The organism is Enterococcus sp. AZ170, assembly GCF_050545135.1.
In the GTDB taxonomy this organism is placed as follows: domain Bacteria; phylum Bacillota; class Bacilli; order Lactobacillales; family Enterococcaceae; genus Enterococcus_L; species Enterococcus_L ureilyticus.
In genome coordinates, this window is record NZ_CP172947.1 from 3,485,386 (window position 1) to 3,507,884 (window position 22,499).

Consider the following 22,499-nt stretch of genomic DNA (forward strand, 5'->3'; position numbering starts at 1 on the left):
AATAATTCGATGCTTTTTTGTTCTTCGTATTGTGTTATATCAGCAATTAGTGCAGTATAAAAATGGTTTAAATTTTTGCTCGTATTTTCATTATAAAGTAGATAAATCGATGGCCAAAACTGATTCTAGAAATTCCTGTATTCAAATATTCTTCGATAGAATCCTCATGAATATCCAGCATGATATTGAGTGGTACTGTGGTTTCATTTGCTATTTTTTTGATGTGTTCTTTATTTTTTAATCCTGGTATAAAAATACCATCAATTCCAGTTTTTTCATAGGCTTTGATTCGATGGATCGTTTGGTTTAGCACCTGTTCATCTTGATTATTTTTAATGATATCTCCAGTAAAATAGGTATCCGTTCGAACATTAATAAATAGATCTTTTTTTATCGTATTGAGTTGTTGCTTAATTGAATCTAATCGCTCACTTTGTTCGGTAATTGTATATAAAACTTCTGTATTTGGTCTTTTGTCCTCGATATTGATGCCAACCACACCAATATTGATAAGCGCTTCTATATTCTCTGCTAGATCTGTTAGTGTTGAGGCATATCCTGATTCGATATCTGCTGTGATGTAGTTAGTGATCGGGTCCATTTGTTTAATATAGTCTAGTATTTCTGTAAAAGGCATTGTTTCACCATCTTGATAACCATAATGAGTAGACATTGCATAGCTGCTAGTTGGAACCAACTTGATTGTTTTCTTTGTTAGTTCAGTCGCACTTGCCACATTCCAGCAATTTATTAAAACAAGTGGTTGGTCTTTTTTATGTGCTTTTCTAAATTGCTCTACTTTATTTTCCAGCATTGATCATCCGCTCCTTCATTTTATATCTTTAGTTTACTGCGGATAGATCAATGCTTCTTTCGAAAAATGAACATCAATTTTTTTCTAGTGATCCTTCTCTTTATTTTCTTGAAGTCATAACTTACTGGTGATTCTCTTGTATGGTAACTTCGCTCCCTTTGGTCGCCAAGTATTGCTCATCATCTGCTCTGGCAAAGCCTATCGTGCTATGGTCTTTTCTGGTTATCCTTCTCTGTACTTTTGTGAAGTGAGAACTTGTTGGTGATTCTCTTGTATGGTAACTTCGCTCCCTTTGGTCGCCAAGTATTGTTCATCATCTGCTCTGGTAAAGCCAGTCGCAGTGATTCACAACAAATAACCCACTCTTCGGGGAAAGAGTGGGAAAAGGAGTTAAAAAATGAAAAAGTGTTTGGTTAGGGTTGTTTGTTTGGTATGACTATATATTATCGCGAAATTGTGATAATTTTGTGTTGAAAGTTTGGATTATTTAGTACAACTATTTATTTAAAGTATGAATTTTTTCATGTTTTATTGCTTTTTCTATTCTTATTTTAAGTTTTCGAGAGATTTTCTTTTCATTAACAGAATCCCAATAGTTCCGATTAATATAGCTATCCCCATAAAATAATAATTTTGTGGTTGTTCACCTGTTCTTGGTAATTTATTTCTATTTGTTTCATTCCGTTCAGAATTTTTGCTCATAGGATAAGAGGAACTCGTAGAATTGTTCCCTTCAATTGGGCTTATTTTTTCTTCACTAGCATTATTTGAACTACTCGTTGATTCACCTGTCGTTTCTTCAGTATCACTGGAATTGGGTTCTTTCTCAGTATCATCACCGATATAGGTATTGGTAATCGTTAAGCTTGTATGGTCGACCTCACTTGTATAGTTTACCGGAACATCAACTTCTTTCATTGTATAACTATATTTTTGATCGCTTTGTACCTTATATTCTGGTAATCCTTCTAGCGAAAATGACCATTCATCTGTCTGATTCGAGTTTACTATGAACGGATTCCCGTAAGCTTGTCCATCTTGATATACTTGAACCTTGATTGATTGAGGCCGTTCACTTTTTTTATTTTTATCCCCTTTCCAAATTTTCTTTCCTTCAATTTTTGTATATGTCGGCAGCGCTAATAATAAGCCTAAATCCCACTCACCATTGCGGCCTTTTGTCACTTTTATACTATCTGTTTTCCCATTAAGATTAAATTTAGAAACTTGTTTTTCCGTTCCTTCTCCTTTGATTGTCGGGACGTAATCAACCGGAATCTCTGCTTGAATCTGGTAATCTCCAGGTTTGATATCTGAACCTGTAAAATAATATTTGCCATTTGCACCAGTTTGAACCTTTTTTACAAATAAGTTTTGTCTATTATTATCTACTCGATAAAGAGAAACGGTGATATCATTCGTAGGAGCTTCACCAGCCGATTGTCGCCCGTCACGATCACTATCATACCAGATATATCCATCAATCGTAGTTGGTTCCGTGTATCCGCCATCAATATCCAGCGGTTTTTCTTCTGTTGGTAGGTCAACAAAAGCTTCTCCGTACTGTTTGGCTCCATCTAGTTCTAAAAAATCATTGTCAATCGTTTTATCGGAACCCGCTTGATACGTTGTTAAGTTGAAATTTGAATTGACTCGTTTAATTGTTATTCGATATTTTTTATTGTACAATCGATTAAATTCATAGGATCCATCTTCTTTTGTTTTTGTTGTTTCAACCAAATCATTATTCCAGTCATAAAGATTAACCTCAGCATCAGGAATTCTTATCTCAGACTCTTCTCTTAGTCCATTCATATTTTCATCTGCCCAAAGAATGCCTGCTATTTGTTTAGTTGGTTCGTCTGCAGCAAGGTATGCACCAGATTTTACAGGTTCTCCGACTTCTAAAGTTGTATTGGTTGTACCGTCGACATAACTACCACCAACAGCAAAACTATTCCAAAGTGTCTCTAGATCATTTGTTGCTTTTGGAATATGATATGACAAGCGGAAGGAAACGAGCTGATTGCTCTCTAATCCATCCTTTTTGATGATTTTAATTGCTGAAACGGCCTTATCCAAAGGCGTTTGACCATCCCAAGACTGCCATATAGATTGATCGTTTGTTAAATTATTTAATTCCCTTAGATTATTTTCAGCTGTCGTATTTAATGAGTAAAATAATTCATAATTTCCATCTAGATAAGAGCCATCAGCTAATGTGATCGATTTCAGCTGTCCCCCTATCGTAGAATGACGGCCATCCGCTGAGATAGTCATGGTATCCTGAGGATTCGGAAGGTTATCAATGACATGCAATTCATTGATTTTAACATTACCATTGTTTGGAACCGTTAGTCGATACGTTACATCTGTTCCTGTACCTTGTTGATCTAACAGGTGAATAAAACGAGAAAAATCAGCACCGTTGTTGGAAATTTCCATTTTACTATCTAACCCAACTGAACGATTGAATTGAACTACTCGATTTTTCGACATTGCTGCTACAACATTTCCCACACCAGGAACACCTGTAACCCAGTCGGCTCCACCGTCATAATTTTGTTTGGCATCTCCTGATACTAAATAATTATTGAATTCCTCCATGCTATTTACATTTTTGGAGCCATTTGCGGTGATTTTTATCTCGTGATCAGCGTTATAGTTTTCATTGTTGCGCCAATCATTATTGTAGCGAATCGTCACCAGTTGTATGGTATTACTCACTTGTTTGATTTCAATTTGCGCATCTGGATCATTCTGTGGATTCGTTAATGCTACATTTTCAATAGTGATACTCGAGGGTACAGTGATATATAAAATAGGATCTTTCAATTTCCCTGAGCCTAAGACATTATTGACACGAATTTTGTAGCTGAAGGTTGAACCAATGTCATTGATCCTCGGATAAAAAGGAGACTCCCATCCAGAATAGCCAGGATATGCACCTTCACCTGTAAAAATTGTCGTTGCTGTTTGCGTATTATTTTTATTATCCTGATTCGCTTCATAGCCACCTTGTACAAAAGGCTCATAGGAACTTTCAGATGCATTCGCATGTTTGCGGTCTCCGTAAATATACAACGTATTGGTCAAACCATCTACTAGTGAAAGAGTAGGATCTTTCACTCCTTCCATGGTTTTACCAACTGCTGAAATTGACACCTTCCCAGCATCTTTAGGGATGTTCTTTGACCCTTGATAAGTAAATACATACTTTACAGTGGTAATATAATCATCCGCAGCCAGACCTAAACTTGATACTTGAATTGTATTGCCTAGACTTGTGGGTCCCATCGAAACCCAGTTGTTATTTTTTTTAGTTTGGTAAAATAATTCTGTACTAATCAATCCTGTGATTCCCGGATTTTTGCTTTTTTGTGCTGACCAAGAAAAACTTTGATAGCGGAAACCTTCAAAAAAATCTATCTCATCTGAACTTCTGAGAGGATCGTCCACTAAATAACTATTTCTCATATCCAATTTCGGTGAAAATGAAAGTGTATAAGCCAATGTTTGATCTTTCTCTTTAAGCATTCTGTTAGGCGCTGTTTTTGTAAAAAATTTAATGCCAGGGTAACCGCTTAAATCTCCTAAAGCTGGCACTGTTTCTGATAAAATGACCTCATCATTTACAAATGTACCGTCCAAACGTTCCCCCTTCAGAGTTGCTTTGATTTCATGATTTTTGGGCATTCCCGTTGTAGAATACGGGTATTCGTAGGTTAAATCCACCGTAGTCACTGCACCTTCAACATTGATATCTCCAACTGGAATAACTACGTTGTAAAGTCCATTTTCAGGTCCAACTACAGGATAATTCATTCCTTGATAGGTTACACTATAGAGCTCAATTTCAGCTGGGAATTCAATATGCAAATTGCCATTTTTAATATTGACACCGCCGACTTCTGATTCAGGAACGATCTTTATTTTAGATGTATGGATCTCTATAGGTTCCGCGTCTGGATCTTTTTCGGCAATCAAATGATTCACGCTTTCATTGATTTTTGGGTGAATACCATCTAGCGTTTTTTCTTTTCCATTTGCATTATTTGCACTCACTTTGATTAACCCACTCAATGTTGTTGTAGGCAAACTAACGCCTCTTTTAAAACGCAAACCAAAAGGTAGTGTCAGCATCTTTCCAACGGATAACTCTTTTAAATAGTTAATCGTTATTTGTTTATTTAAACCTACATTTTCCGTGGTTACTTGATAAACATTACTTTCTGGTACTGAAATAATTTCTATAGTATCAGGTAAAGTAACAATAATTTTGGTGTTTTTAATTGGTGCATCTGATTCACCAATACTACCGCTATTGATCCGAACAGTCATATCAAAGTATTCACCTGCCAATGGCGTACGGTTAGAGTAGACTTCTGAAATGGAAAGATTGGCTACAGGTTGATTATTATTTTTGATATCCGGTAATTCATGAATAATTGGGGATAATCCTTGTTGTTCAGGTTTTATTTCAGGGATTTTTTGTGTTTCTTCCTCTTCAGTTGGGATAGTCAAGACTAAGGTTAATGGTTTTACTTCTTCTCTACTCTCCCCATAAATTAACTGAATAGAATTAAATTCGAAACTACTTTTCTGATTGTTCATCTCTTTTTTTTCAAGTACCACATCTATTTCTTCACAATACTCTGTTGCTTCATCTAATAATGACGTACTGATGATTTCCCATTGTCCATTTTGAGGCAGATTATGTACACCTACTTCAGGATTTTTACTGGATAATGTTCCATTAAAATCACTACCCATGTCAATAATATAGCGTATTTCAGCATGATCTTCCCTTGGAACAGTTCCGCTAACGCGTAATAGCCCTTTCCAATATTCTTGTGTAAAAATTTCGTTCAAATAATTAGTCTCTGTTCCATCGACGCCTACCCATGTAACATTGAGTTGATTCTTTTTTTCTGCATCAGGATTTGACAGTTGATGCTCCTCCTCTACAGCCTCTACATGTGTACTAGACATACTCGTTTCGTCTAGTGGTTCATTTCTCAGTAAATTTTGGGTATTTGCACTAGTTGACTCAACTCCCTCTACATCCATAGCCAGTCCATAGGCATTTATCGGCCCTAAAAAAATAGGTACTAGTAAACACACAAGCATCAATACATTTATTTTCCTCTTTTTCACTCTATCGCTCCTCTTTAAAAGATATTTCAAGCCTTTATATATTCAAACTTTATCATTTTTTACATAAGAATACAAATATGTTATAAAAAGAGTTATACTATTAATAGAAAGATTGGTTATAATGCCTTTTTCTAATTACTATTTTTTTTAAGAAGGAGAATTTTTTTACTTACATAAACAAAACCTGCCCTTTAGGCAACGACGGGACAAGAAGTTAAACAATGAAAAAATGTTTTGTTAGGGTTGTTTGATCTGGATTTATACTAACAAACACTGTTCATCATTATATTTACGAAAGTTTTGATTTTTTACTATATTAACATTATTACAAAAAAGGAAGGTAAGTGTGCTTTAATGAATGACTCATGGAAAAAAGGTTCATTTAAATTTATATTATTTTCAAGTACGGTTCTAATCGGCTCTGGTAGCTCAGTACACGCATTAGCTGCAGCAGTTGAGCAGACCCGATCTGTTCAAGCAACGTTGGAAAAAGATTATAAGAGTATATTAGAAGAATATACAACTGCAAAAAAAGAATACGAGGATACAAAAGAAGCGTACGATACTGCATTAGAAGACTATGATACCCATAAAAACCAAGCTGATAAAACGTATGCTGCAGCAAATCAACTTAAAACAACTTTAGACGAACTAAAAGAAACCTACCAAACACAGTTAACGATTTTTGAAGCAGCGGCTAAGACTTATAACACACATAAAGCTACATATGAAACAAACAAATCCAGCTACGAAGCACATATTGAAACTTATAATGAAGCCAAAGCGGCTTACGAAACAGAAAAAGCCCTTTATCAAAGGGCGGAAGCAACTTTTTTGGATAAGCAAATAAAGTATGTAGATGCGCAAGCTAAATATGAAGCCTTGAACAAAGATGCTGAAGCAAAAAGAATACTCTACGAAAATTTACGAAGTAAGTACGAAACGAATCGAAAAATTTACGAAGATGCTGCAACAGCTTACCAAACCGTTCAAACAGCATACAATGAGGAAAAAAATAAATACAACACTCAACTAACAAACTATAACGCACAAAAAATTTCTTATGGAACGCTGCTTAGCAATTACAATACTGAAAAAACAGTTTATGATACCAAAGCAACAGAATTAAACGGAGCAACACAGGTATACAACACCTTAAAAATAGAATTTGAAACAGCCAAAACGGACTATATTAAAGTAAAATCTGATTATGATAAAGACCTTGAAAAATATAACGAACTATTAACAGAATATAATGAGGCGAACACAAGTTATATGACTGATAAAACAGTTTACGAAAAACAGCTGTCCGATTTAACGATATCAATCAATGATTATGCGCGAAAACTAGCGGGGTATAATCAAATCAAAGAAAATTACGTTACTACGAAACAAGTATACGAAGAAGCGAAAACAACTTATAAGACTTTATCTAGTCAATTAAAAGAAATCGCAACTCAATATGAAACGGAACGCACAACGTACGAAACAAAAAAAACGACCTTCGATCAACAAACCAAAGCATATGAGACAACTAAAACAGCCTATGATCAACAAAAAGCTGAATACGATGCTACACTCACTACTTATGAAACTGATTTGACTATCTATAACGAAAAAAGAGCAGACGCAGAGGTAATTTTAAAACAGTATAAAGAAGGGGCTGCAGAATATACCGCCGCCCTAGCAGCCTATAACGAAAATAATGCTCGCTATATCGAAGTAAGCAAAAAATACCAACAAGTAAAAGAACAAGGAGAGCTACTCACTACGAAATTTAAAGAAATTCAAACAGTATATGAAACAGCAAGCGCTGACTATCATCTGTTTGCTGCATCTTACCAGTCGCTCAAACAAAAGCATGATACTCTTGTAACACAATGTAATCAAGCAACTGCTGACTATCAACAATTAGAAAAAGACTACCATGCACTCAGTATTGAATACAAACAAGCAACGAGTGTCTATGCTGAAACAGAAAGCGCCTATCAAGCGGCGCTCACAGAATCTGCTGAAGTAAAAGTCCAGTATGATCAGTTAAAAGAAGCCTATGATGCCCTATCAGAGAAATTTATAAATGGATCAGAAGCCTTCAAGACTATTGAGACGAACTATCTTAAGGTGAACGAAAAATATAAAGAAGCGCGGCTAAAATATGAAGCAGCACGTACCAAATATGATCTTATTTTACCGGAATATCACGTATTAGCAGAGCATTTAATCAAGCTAAAAACCGACCTGACTATAGCTGAAACATCTTTCGCCAAACTAGGTGAAACATTGAACGTAACCCAAAAACAATACACATCTTTAGAAACACAATACACTGAAACAAAAGTAAATTACGATAAGATAACGAAACAATTTGCTGATTTAAACACCGAATACATTGTTGCTGAAACGGCTTATACAACAGCCACAACAGCTATTTCTAAAGCCAAAGAAACGTTTATACTACGCGAGGAAGAATATGCAGATCTAGCTGCTTACTATGCTGGTCTAAAAACTAAATATGGCGAAACTTTAGAAATTTACACCGCGACTTTGACTAAATTAAGCGAAGCGAAAAATGAGCAACAAGTCCACGAAAAAGAATTCACGGCTGTTTCAAAAGAGTATACAGAATCAGAAAATGCATTTAAAACACTTCATGAAAAGTATAAGGAGGTTGGTAAAGCATACGATGCCGCCAATGGTGCATGGAAAGTGGCTGATGCTGACTATAAAATAGCTAACGGAAAATTAAACACTGTTAATGCAGACTATGATACCGCCCTAGCACTCTTTACTAAACTAAAAACCAAGTATGATCTTGCAAAAGAAAGCTTCCTTACAGCTGGAAAACCCTACGAAGATGCACTTGATGCTTATCAGAAAGCTGTTACTGCTGCAAGTGAAATCAATGCTGCCAAAATGGGAATGGATAACATTCTTAATGACTTTCCAGCTGATAACATTACATTTGAAAACCTTGATAATATTCCTGCTGATTTAGCACTATGGCAAACGAAATATGACACAGCTAAACTAGCTTTAACTAAAGCTTTAAATGAGTCCTGGCCAATCATTGAAGAATATCAAACTAAAAATGAGCTTTACAATGCTAGTTCTATTAAACCAGAAATCGTTCATGACCTTATTTATGGACCAGAAAATTTTCAAACTACTTTAATGAACTATATTGCGGAAGCTGAACAGGTGATGGAAACTAATAAAAACAGTGCTAGCGCCTATCAGCAATATTACCAATCATACAAAAACTATTCTGAGGCTTTCGATGCATACACTAAAGGGTGGTCTAAAGGAAATGCTGGAGATCCTAACGAAGAATTAGATTCTTGGCTTGACATTATTAACACCACAGGAAACCGTGATTATACTCCTATTGGCTATCCAACTGAACGTTTAGAATCATTAAATACATCAGAAGACGGGGCTGAATTTGTATCAACCTATAAGTCAATTACAGGTGAAGCAATTGATAAACTTAAGAAGTATGCTGATTACCTAAAAGATGTTTCTACTAAATGGAAAGAAGCCAATTCGACCATGGCTACTGCTATTAAAGAATTCAATTTAGCAACGGGCAATAATGTTAAACTACCCCGAAACTTAGATCGAATTCCAGATTCTGTTAATCACATTCTTGCGACTATAATAAGTGCTTATGAAAAAAATTTAGAAACTTTTTATGAATATCCTTATAATAAAGATGATTTTTACTCTCTCTACCCCTGGATAGAATGGGCTGTTTTACCTATAGGAGTTTCTTGGGAATTATCCACACAATATACTATTGGCACGGTCATCCTTCCACCTATTAACCTAGAAACAATTAAAACTGAATTAGACACGCTAGTACTCAAAAAAATTAATGCTCCAGAAATTCCCGAAGTTCCTGATATGTCTTTGACTCCTACAAAACCTGTAGGAATCAATATGCCGAAGAAAGTACAAAATGGAGCAAAACAACCTAATCCAGTATCTGCGCCAGCTGTTGCTTCAACTAAAATAATTGAACCAATCACAGGAATTAATCTACCTACTCTAACAGAAAAGCGTGCGTCTACTCCTCCGGATTCAATTGTAGAATTAGGTATTTCTGATGATGTAACAAATGTGGCATTAGATAGTGAAAAAGCTGAGGAAAGCAGCCATCCTAATGGTCCTGTTGCACTAGACGACTTGGAAGATGTTAAGGATATAGCTCCTTTAGAACAATCTAAAGAATTTGAAAAAGCTCCCATCGTTGACACCCCAATTATTCCAGAAATTGTAACACCAGAAATAATTGATCCGGTAATACCTCCGATAGAACAGCCAATTGAGCTTACTGCACCAACTAAACCTAATACACTAGAAGCACCTGTTGCAGTCCAGCTAACCGAGGCACCAGCAGCATTAGTAGAACCTAAGAAGAAACTTGAGGAGAAAGAAACAACTGTTGTCATAAGTAAAAAAATAGACACAACTTCAGCTCCTACAAACAGTAAACTACCAAATACTCGTTCTGAAAGAAGATTACCAAATACAGGTACAGAAACTTCTTTATTGGGACAAGGACTAGGTGCTTTTATAACAGGCACAGCCGGGTCCCTCCTTTTCTGGAAGAGAAGAAAAGGAAAACATACTAAATAGTAATATAAAAAATGAACGATACTCTGGTAAAGCTTATCGTGCTATTGTCTTTTCTGGTTATCCTTCTCTGTACTTTCGTGAAGTCATTACTTGCTGGTGATTCTCTTGTATGGAAACTTCGCTCCCTTTGGTCGCTAAGTATTGTTCATCATCTGCTCTGGCAAAGCCAGTCGTGCTATGATTTTTCCGGTTATCCTCTTCTGTACTTTCGTGAAGTCATAACTTGCTGGTGATTCTCTTGTATGGAAACTTCGCTCCCTTTGGTCGCCAAGTATTGTTCATCATCTACTCTGGCAAAGCCAGTCGTGCTATGATTTTTCCGGTTATCCTCTTCTGTATTTTCGTGAAGTCATAACTTGCTGGTGATTCTCTTGTATGGAAACTTCGCTCCCTTTGGTCGCCAAGTATTGCTCATCTTCTGCTCTGGCAAAGCCAGTCGTGCTATGATTATTCCGGTTATCCTCTTCTGTACTTTCGTGAAGTCATAACTTGCTGGTGATTCTCTTGTATGGAAACTTCGCTCCCTTTGGTCGCCAAGTATTGTTCATCATCTGCTCTGGCAAAGCCAGTCGCAGTGATTCACAATAAATAACCCACTCTTCGGGGAAGAGTGGGAAAAGGAGTTAAAAAATGAAAAAGTGTTTTGTTAGGGTTGTTTGTTTGGTATGACTTAATAATAACTGGAGATTGTGACTATTTTGTGGTGAAAGATTGGTTTCTTTTTTACTATTATTTGGCGAAAATCTGAAGTTGCGGTTTTTTATACTCTTTTTGATTCGTTGGTTGTTCTTAATAATGCTTGTGTGGTACAGCGGAATGAACCACCGAATATTCTAGAAACCTCATAATCTAAGGTTTCCACTTTTATGTCATGTGCTTTCAGCTCTTCGATCAACTGTGTAAATGACTGATCGGTAATGTAGACAGATTCATTGATTGGAAGTCCATTTGCCATCAATATTGACGCAGCTTAACGCACAATCTAAATGTAATATAGTAGGATCGGTATAGTCAAAATGAGCTAAAATTGACTGTAACCAATTGAGCTATCTGTTCTTTTTTATTTTTTATAGAAATCCAGTTTTTTTATCAATTGAAGAAGCCAGTTCCCCATGTTGTATCGGTCCGCTCATCATCTGGTCCTACTGCAACATAGCGGCGTACACCTCCAGGACTGACATAACTGATCCAAACATAGCCATTGCTATGCAGATAATGATCGTAGTTGATCGCCATTTTCGGTAAATAATACGCCAGTGCTGGACTAATTTTGTCATCTGGATTGGTATCTCGGCTTACTGCTAATTTTCGGTCTGGATAGAATGTCCCTGACATTGGGATTAACCGTGATTGTGTCTCTTGTGGAGTAGGTTTAGCATTTGCAGTGACTAGATGTGAGGATGAATCTGCCTCTTTATTATAGCGATAAATCGTTATCTCAGGGCAACTATTTAATCGCCAAATTGTATCATGGTCGTTGATTGTAATGCCGTTGTAGCCGTAATTACAGTGAATAATGTTGTCACTGTTGTCTATAAAAATACCTGTGTGACCTGCCGCACCACCAGATGCTCCACGTTTTCCCCAGATAAAAATATCACCTTTTTTTGCAGGATAATTGCCTGTTGTATCTACTTGAATCTGAACCCAACCGGCATTTTCTAGATGTGAGAAAAGAGTATCCGTATTTCCCATCATTCCAGCTGATAAAAACCCTCCATTGATCAACGCGAAATAAACAGCACTAGAACAATCATAGCTATTCGGTCCTAAGCGTGCCGCCATAGAATAAGTGATTCTTCCTTTTCGATCTGACATCCATTTGATCATTTGTTCCATACTTTTCATCTTCTTTTGCTCCTTCATTTTTTGATTAATAAGACTGTTATTGCTATCTATGTAAAGCAGATAAATTATAGCTAGCATGTTCTTTACACCTTGATCTTACTTCATATTTGTTCTGAGTAACTTTTACTTTACTGTTAAAAGTCTCCCTAAAATAGTTATAAAAAAACTTAATGCAAAATGATTAGATTTCGACAGTACGCGAGCTTTTTTACGACGAATAGAGACAAAATGTTTCACATGAAACAAAAAAAGGCTTGAAATCAAGCCTTTTCTGGTTGTACCTTTGCTATTTTCCCTTGTTCGATATAGTCTAAATTACTCTATTTTCAGATATAAAAAAGAAGCAAATTAGAGTGTAAACTTCTAACTTACTTCTATTAAATATCATTAATTGTTATTAGTTCTAATATGAATAGCATTCAACATGGCATTCAAAAGTAAATCCAATTTATGTGGGCACATAAAAATAACTAACCCCTTGATAGATACTTTCATATCCGTCAAGGGGTGTTATACAGTCCTCTTAAGAGGCATTCATTTCTACATAAAGAATATCATCGTTTAAAACAATAATCAACTATTTTTTATCATTTTTTTCCACTCCTTGTATTGTGAGTGCCCCATCTCCGTTAATAATCGCTCATTTAAGTCATAATACTTAGAGCTAAACTTTCTATTATTTCTATATAATATCTTTCTTATGGGCTTAATTAATGGTGTTATATCTTCGTAGAATCCTAATATTTTTAAACTATCATAAAGAGTTAGACCTGTAGCAGGATGTTGCCATTTACTAGGAGTGAGATTAAATCTATGTATTAATGCCCTACTTATTCCTATATTAGAAGATGTTTTAAATCTAAATAATAAAGAAAAATGAGCGCAAGCATTTCTAAGTTGATGAATAATATCTAATGTATTAAGAAAAACAAAACGATCTGTTGGATTCAGACCAAAATCTCTTAATACTAATTTTAAGACATTTGGTTTCAAATAGTGAATCATTCTCTTTAAACATCCAAAGTCAAAAGTTTGTATAGCAACCCATAATGGAACTGCAACATTATTATCATTATGAAAACAGGCAACATCACAAGGATTGTTTGGATTATATTCAGATGAACGATAAAATGATTTATCTATGAAATCATTATCTCTTATCAATTTATCAAGAAAATCAGTCCTGAATAACTTGAAATTATCAAAGCTATAATGAATACTTTCATATTGATACGTCACGCTATCACCAGTATATTGTCTAAATGGATAATTACAATCTTGAGAAATATCTTGATAGTTATTTTTATTTGTATACTCCATTGTGTTATTAATCCCATTACAATTAATTTTAGAGAAATTATGTGCTAAAGATGTTTTTAATTTCATCTCAAATTTAGATATTATATGAAGAAGTTGGCTACTCATTTCTTTATCAAAATCATAAATAGCAACAAAATCAGATATACTTTCTGTTCTAAACTCTTTTTTTCCACCATTAAACTGTTTATCCATTGGTAATAACAAATTCTCAATACCGTTAACTAATTGAAAATAGTTAATCTCTTTAAGTGTTTTTTCAGTATTATCATCTAGTTTTAAATTTCTTCCATCCAATACTGTGATTAAATCACTGAGACCTTTATGAGGTTTTATAGACATGAATGCACTCTCCTTTACCTTCACTTATTATACACAATAAATTTCTTTATGTTAAGAAGGCAAAAAAATATTAGAAGCTATTTCCTTACCAAGTAATTTTATATATGAAATATGTCAAGTTTTGACAAGTTCTATCAGCTTCATACTAATCTAAAAATGTAAGGTTTTGTGAGGTTCTACTTTCCAACATTTTCCTACAATTTAAAATAATAAATTCATCATTCTCCATCATGAAATAAGTAAAAAATGCTATCATTTGTTAGCATCAAGCCCAATAATTACCAATAGTAAATCTGAGTAATCCCAAGCATCCTATACCACGTCTTACCACGTTTATATCTTAGTAAATATTAGTATTAACCTTAACAATTCTTAGCATTTATCTTAGGGTTTCTTAGGCTCTGACACCGACAATTCCCAACATGAATACTAGGGTTAAACTCACTCTTAAATAGCTTTGTAACGCTGCAACGCGACACCTAACGTTGCATTATTTTGTGTGCATACTTTTTGAGCTAAATATTATGTTTAATTTTTCATAGAAATATGATGTTGATCTAAAATTTTTATTTATACCAATAACTCATAAGCTTATCAAATATCAGCTTAAACCTACTACAGAGAAAATAAGAGCTATTAGAGATGGCGTTATTTTAAACGTATAATCATAGGATAACCGTTCATAGATTGAATAATAGTACCCTTATAAACGTCTGAAAATGATTGTTTGTGTTTCCACTTCCATTAATAACGTATCGCCTGTAATAGCACTCTTATAGTTACTCACATCATCTACATACTCATTCGGATTATTATCATCTCCAATGCAGCACATAGTACCAATCAAATTACTTAGAGCAAAACGCTCATTAAATTGTTTCACTTTTAAACTGGCCACGTTATTCAAACCAACTAAATTAGTAATAAGTTCTTGAAACGTTCCTTTAACATTATTACCACGTTCCCCATATAACCATATAGATTTACATCTAGAGATGTTAGGATTAACCACATCACTAATTACTTGCCATAATAAAGTATAGACTTCCTCATCATGATTAGAGATATCATAAAGCCATTCCTCAATGTCAAATGTTCCATTTTTAGTTTTGATTTTTGGATTATTAGCTTTTTTATTGTACTCGGTATCTGTGGTGGATAAAAATATATAATCTTTGCTAAATGGCATTAATTCTTTAGTTTTACGGTTATAAATACCGTTCTTAACTGGTGCTAAGTTCTCATCATTAGTTTGTTCAGTGAGTTCTAAGCCTTTTTTGAGATGAAATAAGACATCTCTAGATAAACGCAGTAGGTTCTAGCCACGACATAGCCATGTATATATCATCTTCCTTAATGGTTTAAGCAGCACTCTAAAGACTTAAAACAAACCACTATCCAACGTATCAAACAACATTTTGATAACCACATCTTACCTAAATTCGGCAGTAAAAGAATTGATAAGATTACACCTTTTTAAATTAAGAGTTTTGAGCATAAGAAAAAGGCTTGATACTAAGCCTTTTCCTCATTTCTTTTCGCTATTTTCCCTTGTTCGATATACACCATCAAAATCGAAACGTCAGCCGGATTGACGCCACTGATCCGACTTGCTTGGGCAATTGTTTCTGGTTGGATTTTTTGTAATTTTTGTTTGGCTTCTGTCGCTAAACCGTTGATTGCTTCGTAATCAATATTTTCTGGAATTCGTTTGGCTTCCATTCGTTTTAGTTTATCAACTTTGTCCAACGCTTTTTTGATATAGCCTTCGTATTTTATTTGAATTTCTACTTGTTCAATCACTTTATTATCCAGTTCTTCTTGTGCTGCTGGAATAAATTTTGTCACTTCGTAATACGACATTTCCGGACGTTTTAAGAAGTCGCTGGCTAAGACTCCATCTTTCAATGGAACAGATCCTTTTGCCTCTAAAAATGCTTGTACATCCGCTGTAGGTTTCACTCTGACTGAACTTAAGCGTGTGATTTCTGCTTCAACAGCTTTTTTCTTTTCAAGATAGGCTGTATATTGGTCTTCTTTCACTAACCCAATAGCATGACCTTGTTCTGTCAAACGTAAATCTGCATTATCATGACGTAAAATCAACCGGTATTCCGCTCTTGATGTTAATAAACGATAAGGTTCGTTGGTTCCTTTTGTTACTAGATCGTCGATCATTACACCAATGTAGCCATCACTACGTTTCATCACGAATGGTTCTTTGCCTTGTACTTTAAGTGCTGCATTGATTCCTGCAATCAATCCTTGGCCTGCTGCTTCTTCATAACCGCTCGTGCCATTGGTTTGACCTGCTGTAAATAAGCCGTCGATGACTTTTGTTTCTAAGGTTGGACGCAATTGATGCGGCACGACCACATCATATTCAATTGCATAGCCTGTACGCATCATTTCAGCTTTTTCTAACCCGGCAATCGAATGTAGTATATCCGTTTGAACATCTTCTGGTAAAGAAGTTGACAGCCCTTGAACATAGACTTCCTCTGTATTCAAGCCTTCTGGTTCTAAGAATAGTTGATGACGAGGTTTGTCCGAAAAACGAACGATTTTGTCTTCGATCGATGGACAATAACGTGCGCCTACTCCTTCTACGATTCCGGTAAACATTGGTGCGCGGTGTAGATTGTCTTGAATGATTTCATGCGTTCCTTCATTCGTATAGGTCAACCAACAAGAACGTTGATCTAAATTATAGGCATCATCTGGCGTACTGAAACTAAAATGATTTGGTTCTTCATCGCCTGGTTGTTCTTCTGTCACTGAATAGTCGATCGTACTAGATTTCACACGTGGTGGTGTTCCAGTCTTGAAACGATCCATTTCAAGGCCTAGCTCTTTTAAATGATCCGCTAAACCAATTGATGGTAAAGAATTGTTAGGCCCAGAAGAATATTTCAATTCACCGATGATGATTTCTCCGCGCAGTGCAGTTCCAGCTGTAATGATCACCGCTTTACTTTGGTATTGTGCGCCTGTTGTTGTGATAACGCCTTTGCAAATACCGTCTTCTACGAGCAAGCGCTCCACGATTCCTTGTCTTAATGATAAGTTGTCCGTACGCTCAATCGTGTGTTTCATTTCAGTAGCGTAAGCATGTTTGTCCGCTTGGGCGCGCAAGGCGCGAACGGCCGGACCTTTTCCAGTGTTTAGCATCCGCATTTGGATGTATGTTTTGTCTATATTATGACCCATTTCGCCGCCTAAGGCATCGATTTCTCGAACCACGACGCCTTTAGCTGGACCTCCCACAGACGGATTACATGGCATAAAGGCCACCATATCTAAATTGATTGTTAAAAGCAGCGTTTTGCTGCCCATGCGAGCGGATGCTAAGGCCGCTTCTGAGCCTGCGTGCCCTGCTCCGACTACGATTACATCATACGATTCTGCTTTAAATTGATTCATCGACTCTTCCTTTCTATTTTCCTAAACAAAATTGACTGAATAATTGGGTGATTAGTTCGTCTTGAACACTGTCACCGACGATTTCACCTAAAAAGTCCCAGCAACGTGTCATATCCATTTGAACGAGATCCACAGGCATTCCAGCTTCGATTCCTCGAATCACTTCATCTAATGCGAGCGCTGCTTGATCTAGTAAAGCAATGTGACGGGTATTGGATACATAGGTTGCATCTTTTTCTCCAGTTTGTCCACCGAAGAAAAGATCAGCGATTTTTAATTCCAACTGTTCCATCCCTGTGTTAGATAAGACTGACACAGGTAAAATTTCTTCATTATTAACAAGTTGTGTTAATTCTTCTCGATTTAGTTGAGTAGGTAAATCCATCTTATTCAGTAGGATCACTCGTTTTAATCCGTCTGTTGCTATCAATAATTGACGATCTTCTGCTGTTAGTGGTTCATTTTGATTCAAGACCAATAAAATCAAATCAGATTCAGCTAATGCTTTACGGCTACGTTCCACACCGATCCGCTCTACGATGTCTTCCGTTTCTCGGATACCTGCTGTATCGATCAATTTCAATGGAACGCCACGGACGTTGACATATTCTTCGATCACATCACGCGTTGTGCCAGCGATATCTGTTACGATGGCTTTTTCTTCACGTAATAAATGATTCAATAAGCTTGATTTCCCAACATTTGGACGACCGATGATCGCCGTACTTAATCCTTCACGCAGAATTTTTCCTTGTTTAGCTGTTGTTAGTAACCCTTCGATCTGGGCTTTAACAAAACCTGCTTTTTCAAGTAATAATTTAGTCGTTAATTCTTCCACATCATCATATTCGGGATAATCGATATTTACCTCAACTTGAGCTAATGTTTCTAAAATTTCTTGTCTTAAAGAACGAATTAAGGAAGATAAATTTCCATCTAATTGATCCAAAGCCACGTGCATCGCTCGGTCTGTTTTCGCCCGAATCAAATCCATCACAGCTTCTGCTTGTGACAAATCCATTCGACCATTTAAGAAGGCTCTCTTTGTAAATTCACCTGGTTCAGCTAAACGTGCGCCTTCTCTTAATAATAGCTGCAATAATTGGTTCACAACGACGATCCCACCGTGACAGTTGATTTCCACCACATCTTCTCTAGTAAATGTTTTTGGTGCCCGCATCACTGAAACCATCACTTCATCCAGCAAGCTATCATCTTTGGGATCAAGGATGTGCCCATAATGGATTGTATGTGTGGGAACCTCTAACAATTGTTTACTTCCAGATTGGTAAACTTTATCGGCAATCTTGATTGCTTCATCACCGCTTAAACGAACAATGCTGATTGCTCCTTCACCAGGCGGTGTTGAAATTGCGGCGATTGTATCGAACTCTAGCGTTATTTGTTGCATGATTAACTTCCTTTCATTGATGGATTGAGATGTTTTTTGCGTAATAATTACTATGTATGAAGCCATTTTTGGCTACAAAAAAAGCGCCCACTCCACCCCTTATTTTTTCAGGTTGGATCTAGCACTTTCACTGCGTCAATTCCTATTAATTTCATGACATAGAATAGCATATTTTTTATTTTTTCGCAACATTGTTTATTTAAGAAGGTTGTTCTTTAACTTTGCATTTATTTTACATTCTCTTTAAAATAAACGTAACAAGAGGAGGAGGTTCTTAACTGCTGTTCCAATGATTATTCAGATTTTATGTGACTGAGTGAACGTGGCTAAGGAATTAACATTTTTGTCTATTATTTCCTTAGCCACTTTAACAAATATTCCAAATTAAAGGGAATTTCGTTCGAAAGATGCCCCAGTGTACCTGTTTTATTACTTCTAAAAAGAACAGTTCGTTTACTTTTCATAACAGTAACTATTTTAAAATATCTATTATATCTTTTTTAGCCGCTTCAGAAGCTGGGACAACTGAAAATAGCAAACCAATTGCTGAAGATACCCCAAGAGCAAGTATAATTGTAAAAATATCTATAGTTACAGTTATCTTAAGTAATGCGCCAAGAGCATAAGCAAATGACATTCCACAAAAATAACCAATAAGTCCTCCTGAAATCGTTAATGTTAACCCTTCTAGTAAAAATTGAATCCTGATAGAATTTTTTGTTGCTCCTAAAGCACGACGAATCCCAATTTCTTTTGTTCGTTCAGAAACAGAAGTATACATCATGTTCATTACACCAACTCCCGCAATAAGCAAGGATATACCAGCAATTGCTGTAACGAAATACGTAATTGTACTTAAAACCGATCCAATCCCTTTAGTAAGTTTGCCTGTGTCAAATATCTGGTAGTCCCCAAATGTACTCATACTACCCTTTCCTGTCAAATGTCCGATAACATCTGAAGCTACTTCATCTAGCTTTACGCCTTCATTTAAAGTAATTGTTATACTAGATTTATTTTTTTCTTCACTAAAGTAATAAGTATACGTATTGAGAGGAATTTGAATATTATTCTCTGATATAGAAAACATCTCGGCTTGATCTATCCCCTCATATATACCTACAATCCTAAACAGCTGATTATCAATCTCAACACTTTGATTTAATGCATCTGGCACATAACCAAAAAGTTCACTAGCAAGAGTAGAATCAACTAAGGCTACTTTTTCTAGAATAGCGTTATCAAATGACGTCAGAGTCCTGCCATATTTCACTTTTTTACCATTTTCTTTAATTAGTTCTATTTGTTGATCTTTTTTCTTTTCTCTTACATAAATTTCTTTTGATATACTATTTCCTTCATTTTTAGTATAATTTACGTTTTCGACACCCTGAACCCCTTTTACTATCGTCAAATCTGAATCTTGAAAAAAATTTGTATTCATTGAATAAATATTAGATTCATATGGTTTAAAATTAATCAGAATCTCAATCTTTTTTGAGTTATTTTTCGTTAGATTTCTTATCATATCTTTTTCAAATCCACGACCAATTGATAGTATAGTAATAACTGAAGAAATACCTATAATAATTCCAAATATTGTTAATATACTACGTTTAGGACTGTTTTTAATAGCTCTAAAAGCTGAACGCCAATTAACATAGAAGTTCATGTTTATAGCTCCTTATCATCAATAATTGCTCCATCTCTAATCTTAATCAGTCTATGACAAGAAGTAACTACTTCTGGATCATGAGTCACAATAATGATCGTGACCCCATGCTTTTGATTCAAATGAACAAATAAATCCATAATTTCCTTGGATGTTTGTGTATCTAACGCTCCAGTTGGTTCATCAGCAATAATAAACTCGGGATTGTTGATTAATGATCGAGCAATGGCCACACGTTGTTGCTGTCCCCCAGATAATTGCTTCGGGTATTTATACATTTTTTCTTTCAGACCGACTTTTACTAGCATCTGTGAAACTTTATTTTTCACTTTCGAAATATTATAACCTCCATAAAGTAATGGCAATTCAATATTTTCAAATACAGTATTATTTTCAATCAAACTAAAATTTTGAAAAACAAATCCTACTGTCTGATTACGCAATTTAGATAACTTATTATCATTAGTAATCATAAACGACTCACCTTCAAATAAATATTGTCCCTCAAACTTCTGATCAATAAAGCCCAATACATTAATTAAAGTAGACTTCCCTGAACCAGAAGGACCCATTATCGCAATCATCTCGCCTCTCTTAACTCGTAAATTAATATTTTTTAAAACATGATGATGTTCCTCTTCATTCTTGTAATACTTGTTAATACCGATTAGTTCAATCACTTTTTTTCACTTCCTGACCCTGCTTTAAATTTTTGTCAGGATTAACCACAATTTGATCTTTCTCTTCCAAACCCTCTTCAACTATATAGTTTTTTTCTCCCTCTTTAACTTTAACTTTTTTCTTGTACACTTTACCTGACTTATATAAAAAAATAAACGTTCTTTCACTTTGCTTGAGAATACTTTTTTTAGGGATCTCTAACGTATCACTTGGTATTACAATTTGAACCGTATATCCATAATTCAAATTTTCCTTAGGTGCTACTGTAAACGAATAATTGGAGACAGTATTTTTATCAGCTGACTGTGCCTTGTCACTTGAAAATGTTTCAGGCAATTGATCAATCATTGTAATAACCCCGGTTATTTCTTTTTTTTCACTCATGGGTCGGATAGTAACTTGCTGATCTTTCTTTATTTTTTTGTAATCATATTCGGTTACGGTTCCTTTAATGATTGTTTCTGGGCTAACAATTACCGCATACGGAACACTTGAATCCGCACGACCTTTCTCATCAACATGAACAATCCCAGATATCGCAGATGTAACAACTTGTGTTACTTTTTTTTGAGATTGTTCAATAATCGTATTCGTACTAGATAATTCAACGCCTGTACTTTCTAATGCTTGTGTCGCCTGTACAACTACATCTTTTTGTGCTTCTAGCGCTTGTTGGCTTTGTTCAACTTTTAACTCCAGTTCAGATTTTTTCGCTTCAAATTCATGACTTTTAGTGTCAACACTATCACGTTGACTTTCAGCAATAGTTAATCTGTCTTGTAATTCTTGTTGCTTTAGAACAGCACGATCTAAATTTTCTTGTGCATTAGAAACTGCCAAATGTAATTTATCTAAAGATTGTGCATGTTCGGTCGCTTGATTTTCAACAGCAGCATTTTGGTAAGTCGCAATAACATCTTTCTCTTTAACTTCCTGACCATCTACCACAGACAAATTAGTAATGACTCCTAAAGATGAATCTAAAAAAAGATTACTTATTCTTGCTGGTTGAACTAATCCTTTGAAATGTATTGGTTCTGCCTTTTTAATGACTTCAATTTGATAGATATTCTCATGATAATCACTCTTCTCTGCTGTTGATTTGTTAAAAATAGTAACTATAGTCATTAATAGAACAGCAATAATAACAATAATCAATGATGTATACCTATTTTGTTTCATTTTTTCCACTTATT

The 22,499-nt window shown here is 35.3% G+C and carries 11 protein-coding genes and 2 pseudogenes; 2 read left to right on the plus strand and 11 right to left on the minus strand.

Features of this window, described 5'->3' with window-relative positions; genetic code table 11:
• Positions 1–67 precede the first annotated feature (67 nt).
• Both IGJ55_RS16685 and IGJ55_RS16690 read right to left on the minus strand, forming a co-directional pair.
• Positions 68–814, minus strand: a complete 747-nt coding sequence (locus tag IGJ55_RS16685) for an isocitrate lyase/PEP mutase family protein (RefSeq protein WP_430606947.1) — start codon at positions 812–814, stop codon at positions 68–70.
• 546 nt (positions 815–1,360) lie between these two features.
• The gene (locus tag IGJ55_RS16690; RefSeq protein ID WP_430606950.1) at positions 1,361–5,971 is read right to left on the minus strand and encodes an SdrD B-like domain-containing protein; all 4,611 of its coding nucleotides are present in this window, start codon (positions 5,969–5,971) and stop codon (positions 1,361–1,363) included.
• 354 nt (positions 5,972–6,325) lie between these two features.
• Here IGJ55_RS16690 and IGJ55_RS16695 point away from each other — a divergent pair, with 354 nt between their 5' ends.
• Entirely contained in the window at positions 6,326–10,609 is a 4,284-nt protein-coding gene (locus IGJ55_RS16695) for an LPXTG cell wall anchor domain-containing protein (protein WP_430606952.1), read from the plus strand.
• Between the two features lie 760 nt (positions 10,610–11,369).
• On the opposite strand, the pseudogene IGJ55_RS16700 reads toward IGJ55_RS16695, so the two are convergent.
• The 4 genes and pseudogenes from IGJ55_RS16700 to IGJ55_RS16715 all read right to left on the minus strand — a co-directional run.
• Positions 11,370–11,655: pseudogene (locus IGJ55_RS16700) on the minus strand (amidinotransferase); the annotation flags it as partial.
• Positions 11,656–11,698: 43 nt separating this feature from the next.
• Positions 11,699–12,457 carry a peptidoglycan amidohydrolase family protein gene (locus IGJ55_RS16705; protein ID WP_430606954.1) on the minus strand — a complete coding sequence of 253 codons (759 nt, stop codon included), beginning with the start codon at positions 12,455–12,457 and terminating at the stop codon, positions 11,699–11,701.
• Positions 12,458–13,030: 573 nt separating this feature from the next.
• The gene (locus tag IGJ55_RS16710) at positions 13,031–14,116 is read right to left on the minus strand and encodes an Abi family protein (protein ID WP_430606956.1); all 1,086 of its coding nucleotides are present in this window, start codon (positions 14,114–14,116) and stop codon (positions 13,031–13,033) included.
• A gap of 703 nt (positions 14,117–14,819) precedes the next feature.
• On the minus strand, positions 14,820–15,428 hold the full coding sequence (locus IGJ55_RS16715; RefSeq protein WP_430608176.1) for a phage/plasmid primase, P4 family: 609 nt from the start codon (positions 15,426–15,428) through the stop codon (positions 14,820–14,822).
• Between the two features lie 57 nt (positions 15,429–15,485).
• On the opposite strand from IGJ55_RS16715, the pseudogene IGJ55_RS16720 reads away from it, so the two are divergent.
• Positions 15,486–15,596 (plus strand): annotated as a pseudogene (locus tag IGJ55_RS16720) (hypothetical protein); the annotation flags it as partial.
• Between the two features lie 35 nt (positions 15,597–15,631).
• Here IGJ55_RS16720 and mnmG read toward each other — a convergent pair.
• From mnmG to IGJ55_RS16745, 5 genes are all read right to left on the minus strand, one after another.
• Positions 15,632–17,539 (minus strand): tRNA uridine-5-carboxymethylaminomethyl(34) synthesis enzyme MnmG, encoded by a 1,908-nt coding sequence (gene mnmG, locus IGJ55_RS16725; protein ID WP_430606959.1) that lies wholly within the window; start codon positions 17,537–17,539, stop codon positions 15,632–15,634.
• 13 nt (positions 17,540–17,552) lie between these two features.
• A complete protein-coding gene (gene mnmE, locus IGJ55_RS16730; protein ID WP_430606961.1) occupies positions 17,553–18,950 on the minus strand; it encodes a tRNA uridine-5-carboxymethylaminomethyl(34) synthesis GTPase MnmE in 1,398 nt (465 codons plus the stop codon).
• A 472-nt stretch (positions 18,951–19,422) separates the two neighbouring features.
• The gene (locus IGJ55_RS16735) at positions 19,423–20,622 is read right to left on the minus strand and encodes an ABC transporter permease (protein WP_430606963.1); all 1,200 of its coding nucleotides are present in this window, start codon (positions 20,620–20,622) and stop codon (positions 19,423–19,425) included.
• A 2-nt stretch (positions 20,623–20,624) separates the two neighbouring features.
• On the minus strand, positions 20,625–21,302 hold the full coding sequence (locus IGJ55_RS16740; RefSeq protein WP_430606965.1) for an ABC transporter ATP-binding protein: 678 nt from the start codon (positions 21,300–21,302) through the stop codon (positions 20,625–20,627).
• Positions 21,295–22,494: an efflux RND transporter periplasmic adaptor subunit gene (locus tag IGJ55_RS16745; RefSeq protein ID WP_430606967.1), complete on the minus strand. Its 1,200-nt coding sequence runs from the start codon at positions 22,492–22,494 to the stop codon at positions 21,295–21,297. Before IGJ55_RS16745 ends, IGJ55_RS16740 begins: the two co-directional genes overlap by 8 nt.
• Between the last annotated feature and the right edge of the window lie 5 nt (positions 22,495–22,499).

Excerpts from the sequence above, each read along its gene's own strand:
- IGJ55_RS16685 (WP_430606947.1), bottom strand. The coding sequence starts at position 814 with ATGCTGGAAAATAAAGTAGAGCAATTTAGAAAAGCACATAAAAAAGAC.
- IGJ55_RS16695 (WP_430606952.1), top strand. The coding sequence starts at position 6,326 with ATGAATGACTCATGGAAAAAAGGTTCATTTAAATTTATATTATTTTCA.
- IGJ55_RS16705 (WP_430606954.1), bottom strand. The coding sequence starts at position 12,457 with ATGAAAAGTATGGAACAAATGATCAAATGGATGTCAGATCGAAAAGGA.
- IGJ55_RS16710 (WP_430606956.1), bottom strand. The coding sequence starts at position 14,116 with ATGTCTATAAAACCTCATAAAGGTCTCAGTGATTTAATCACAGTATTG.
- mnmG (WP_430606959.1), bottom strand. The coding sequence starts at position 17,539 with ATGAATCAATTTAAAGCAGAATCGTATGATGTAATCGTAGTCGGAGCA.
- mnmE (WP_430606961.1), bottom strand. The coding sequence starts at position 18,950 with ATGCAACAAATAACGCTAGAGTTCGATACAATCGCCGCAATTTCAACA.
- IGJ55_RS16735 (WP_430606963.1), bottom strand. The coding sequence starts at position 20,622 with ATGAACTTCTATGTTAATTGGCGTTCAGCTTTTAGAGCTATTAAAAAC.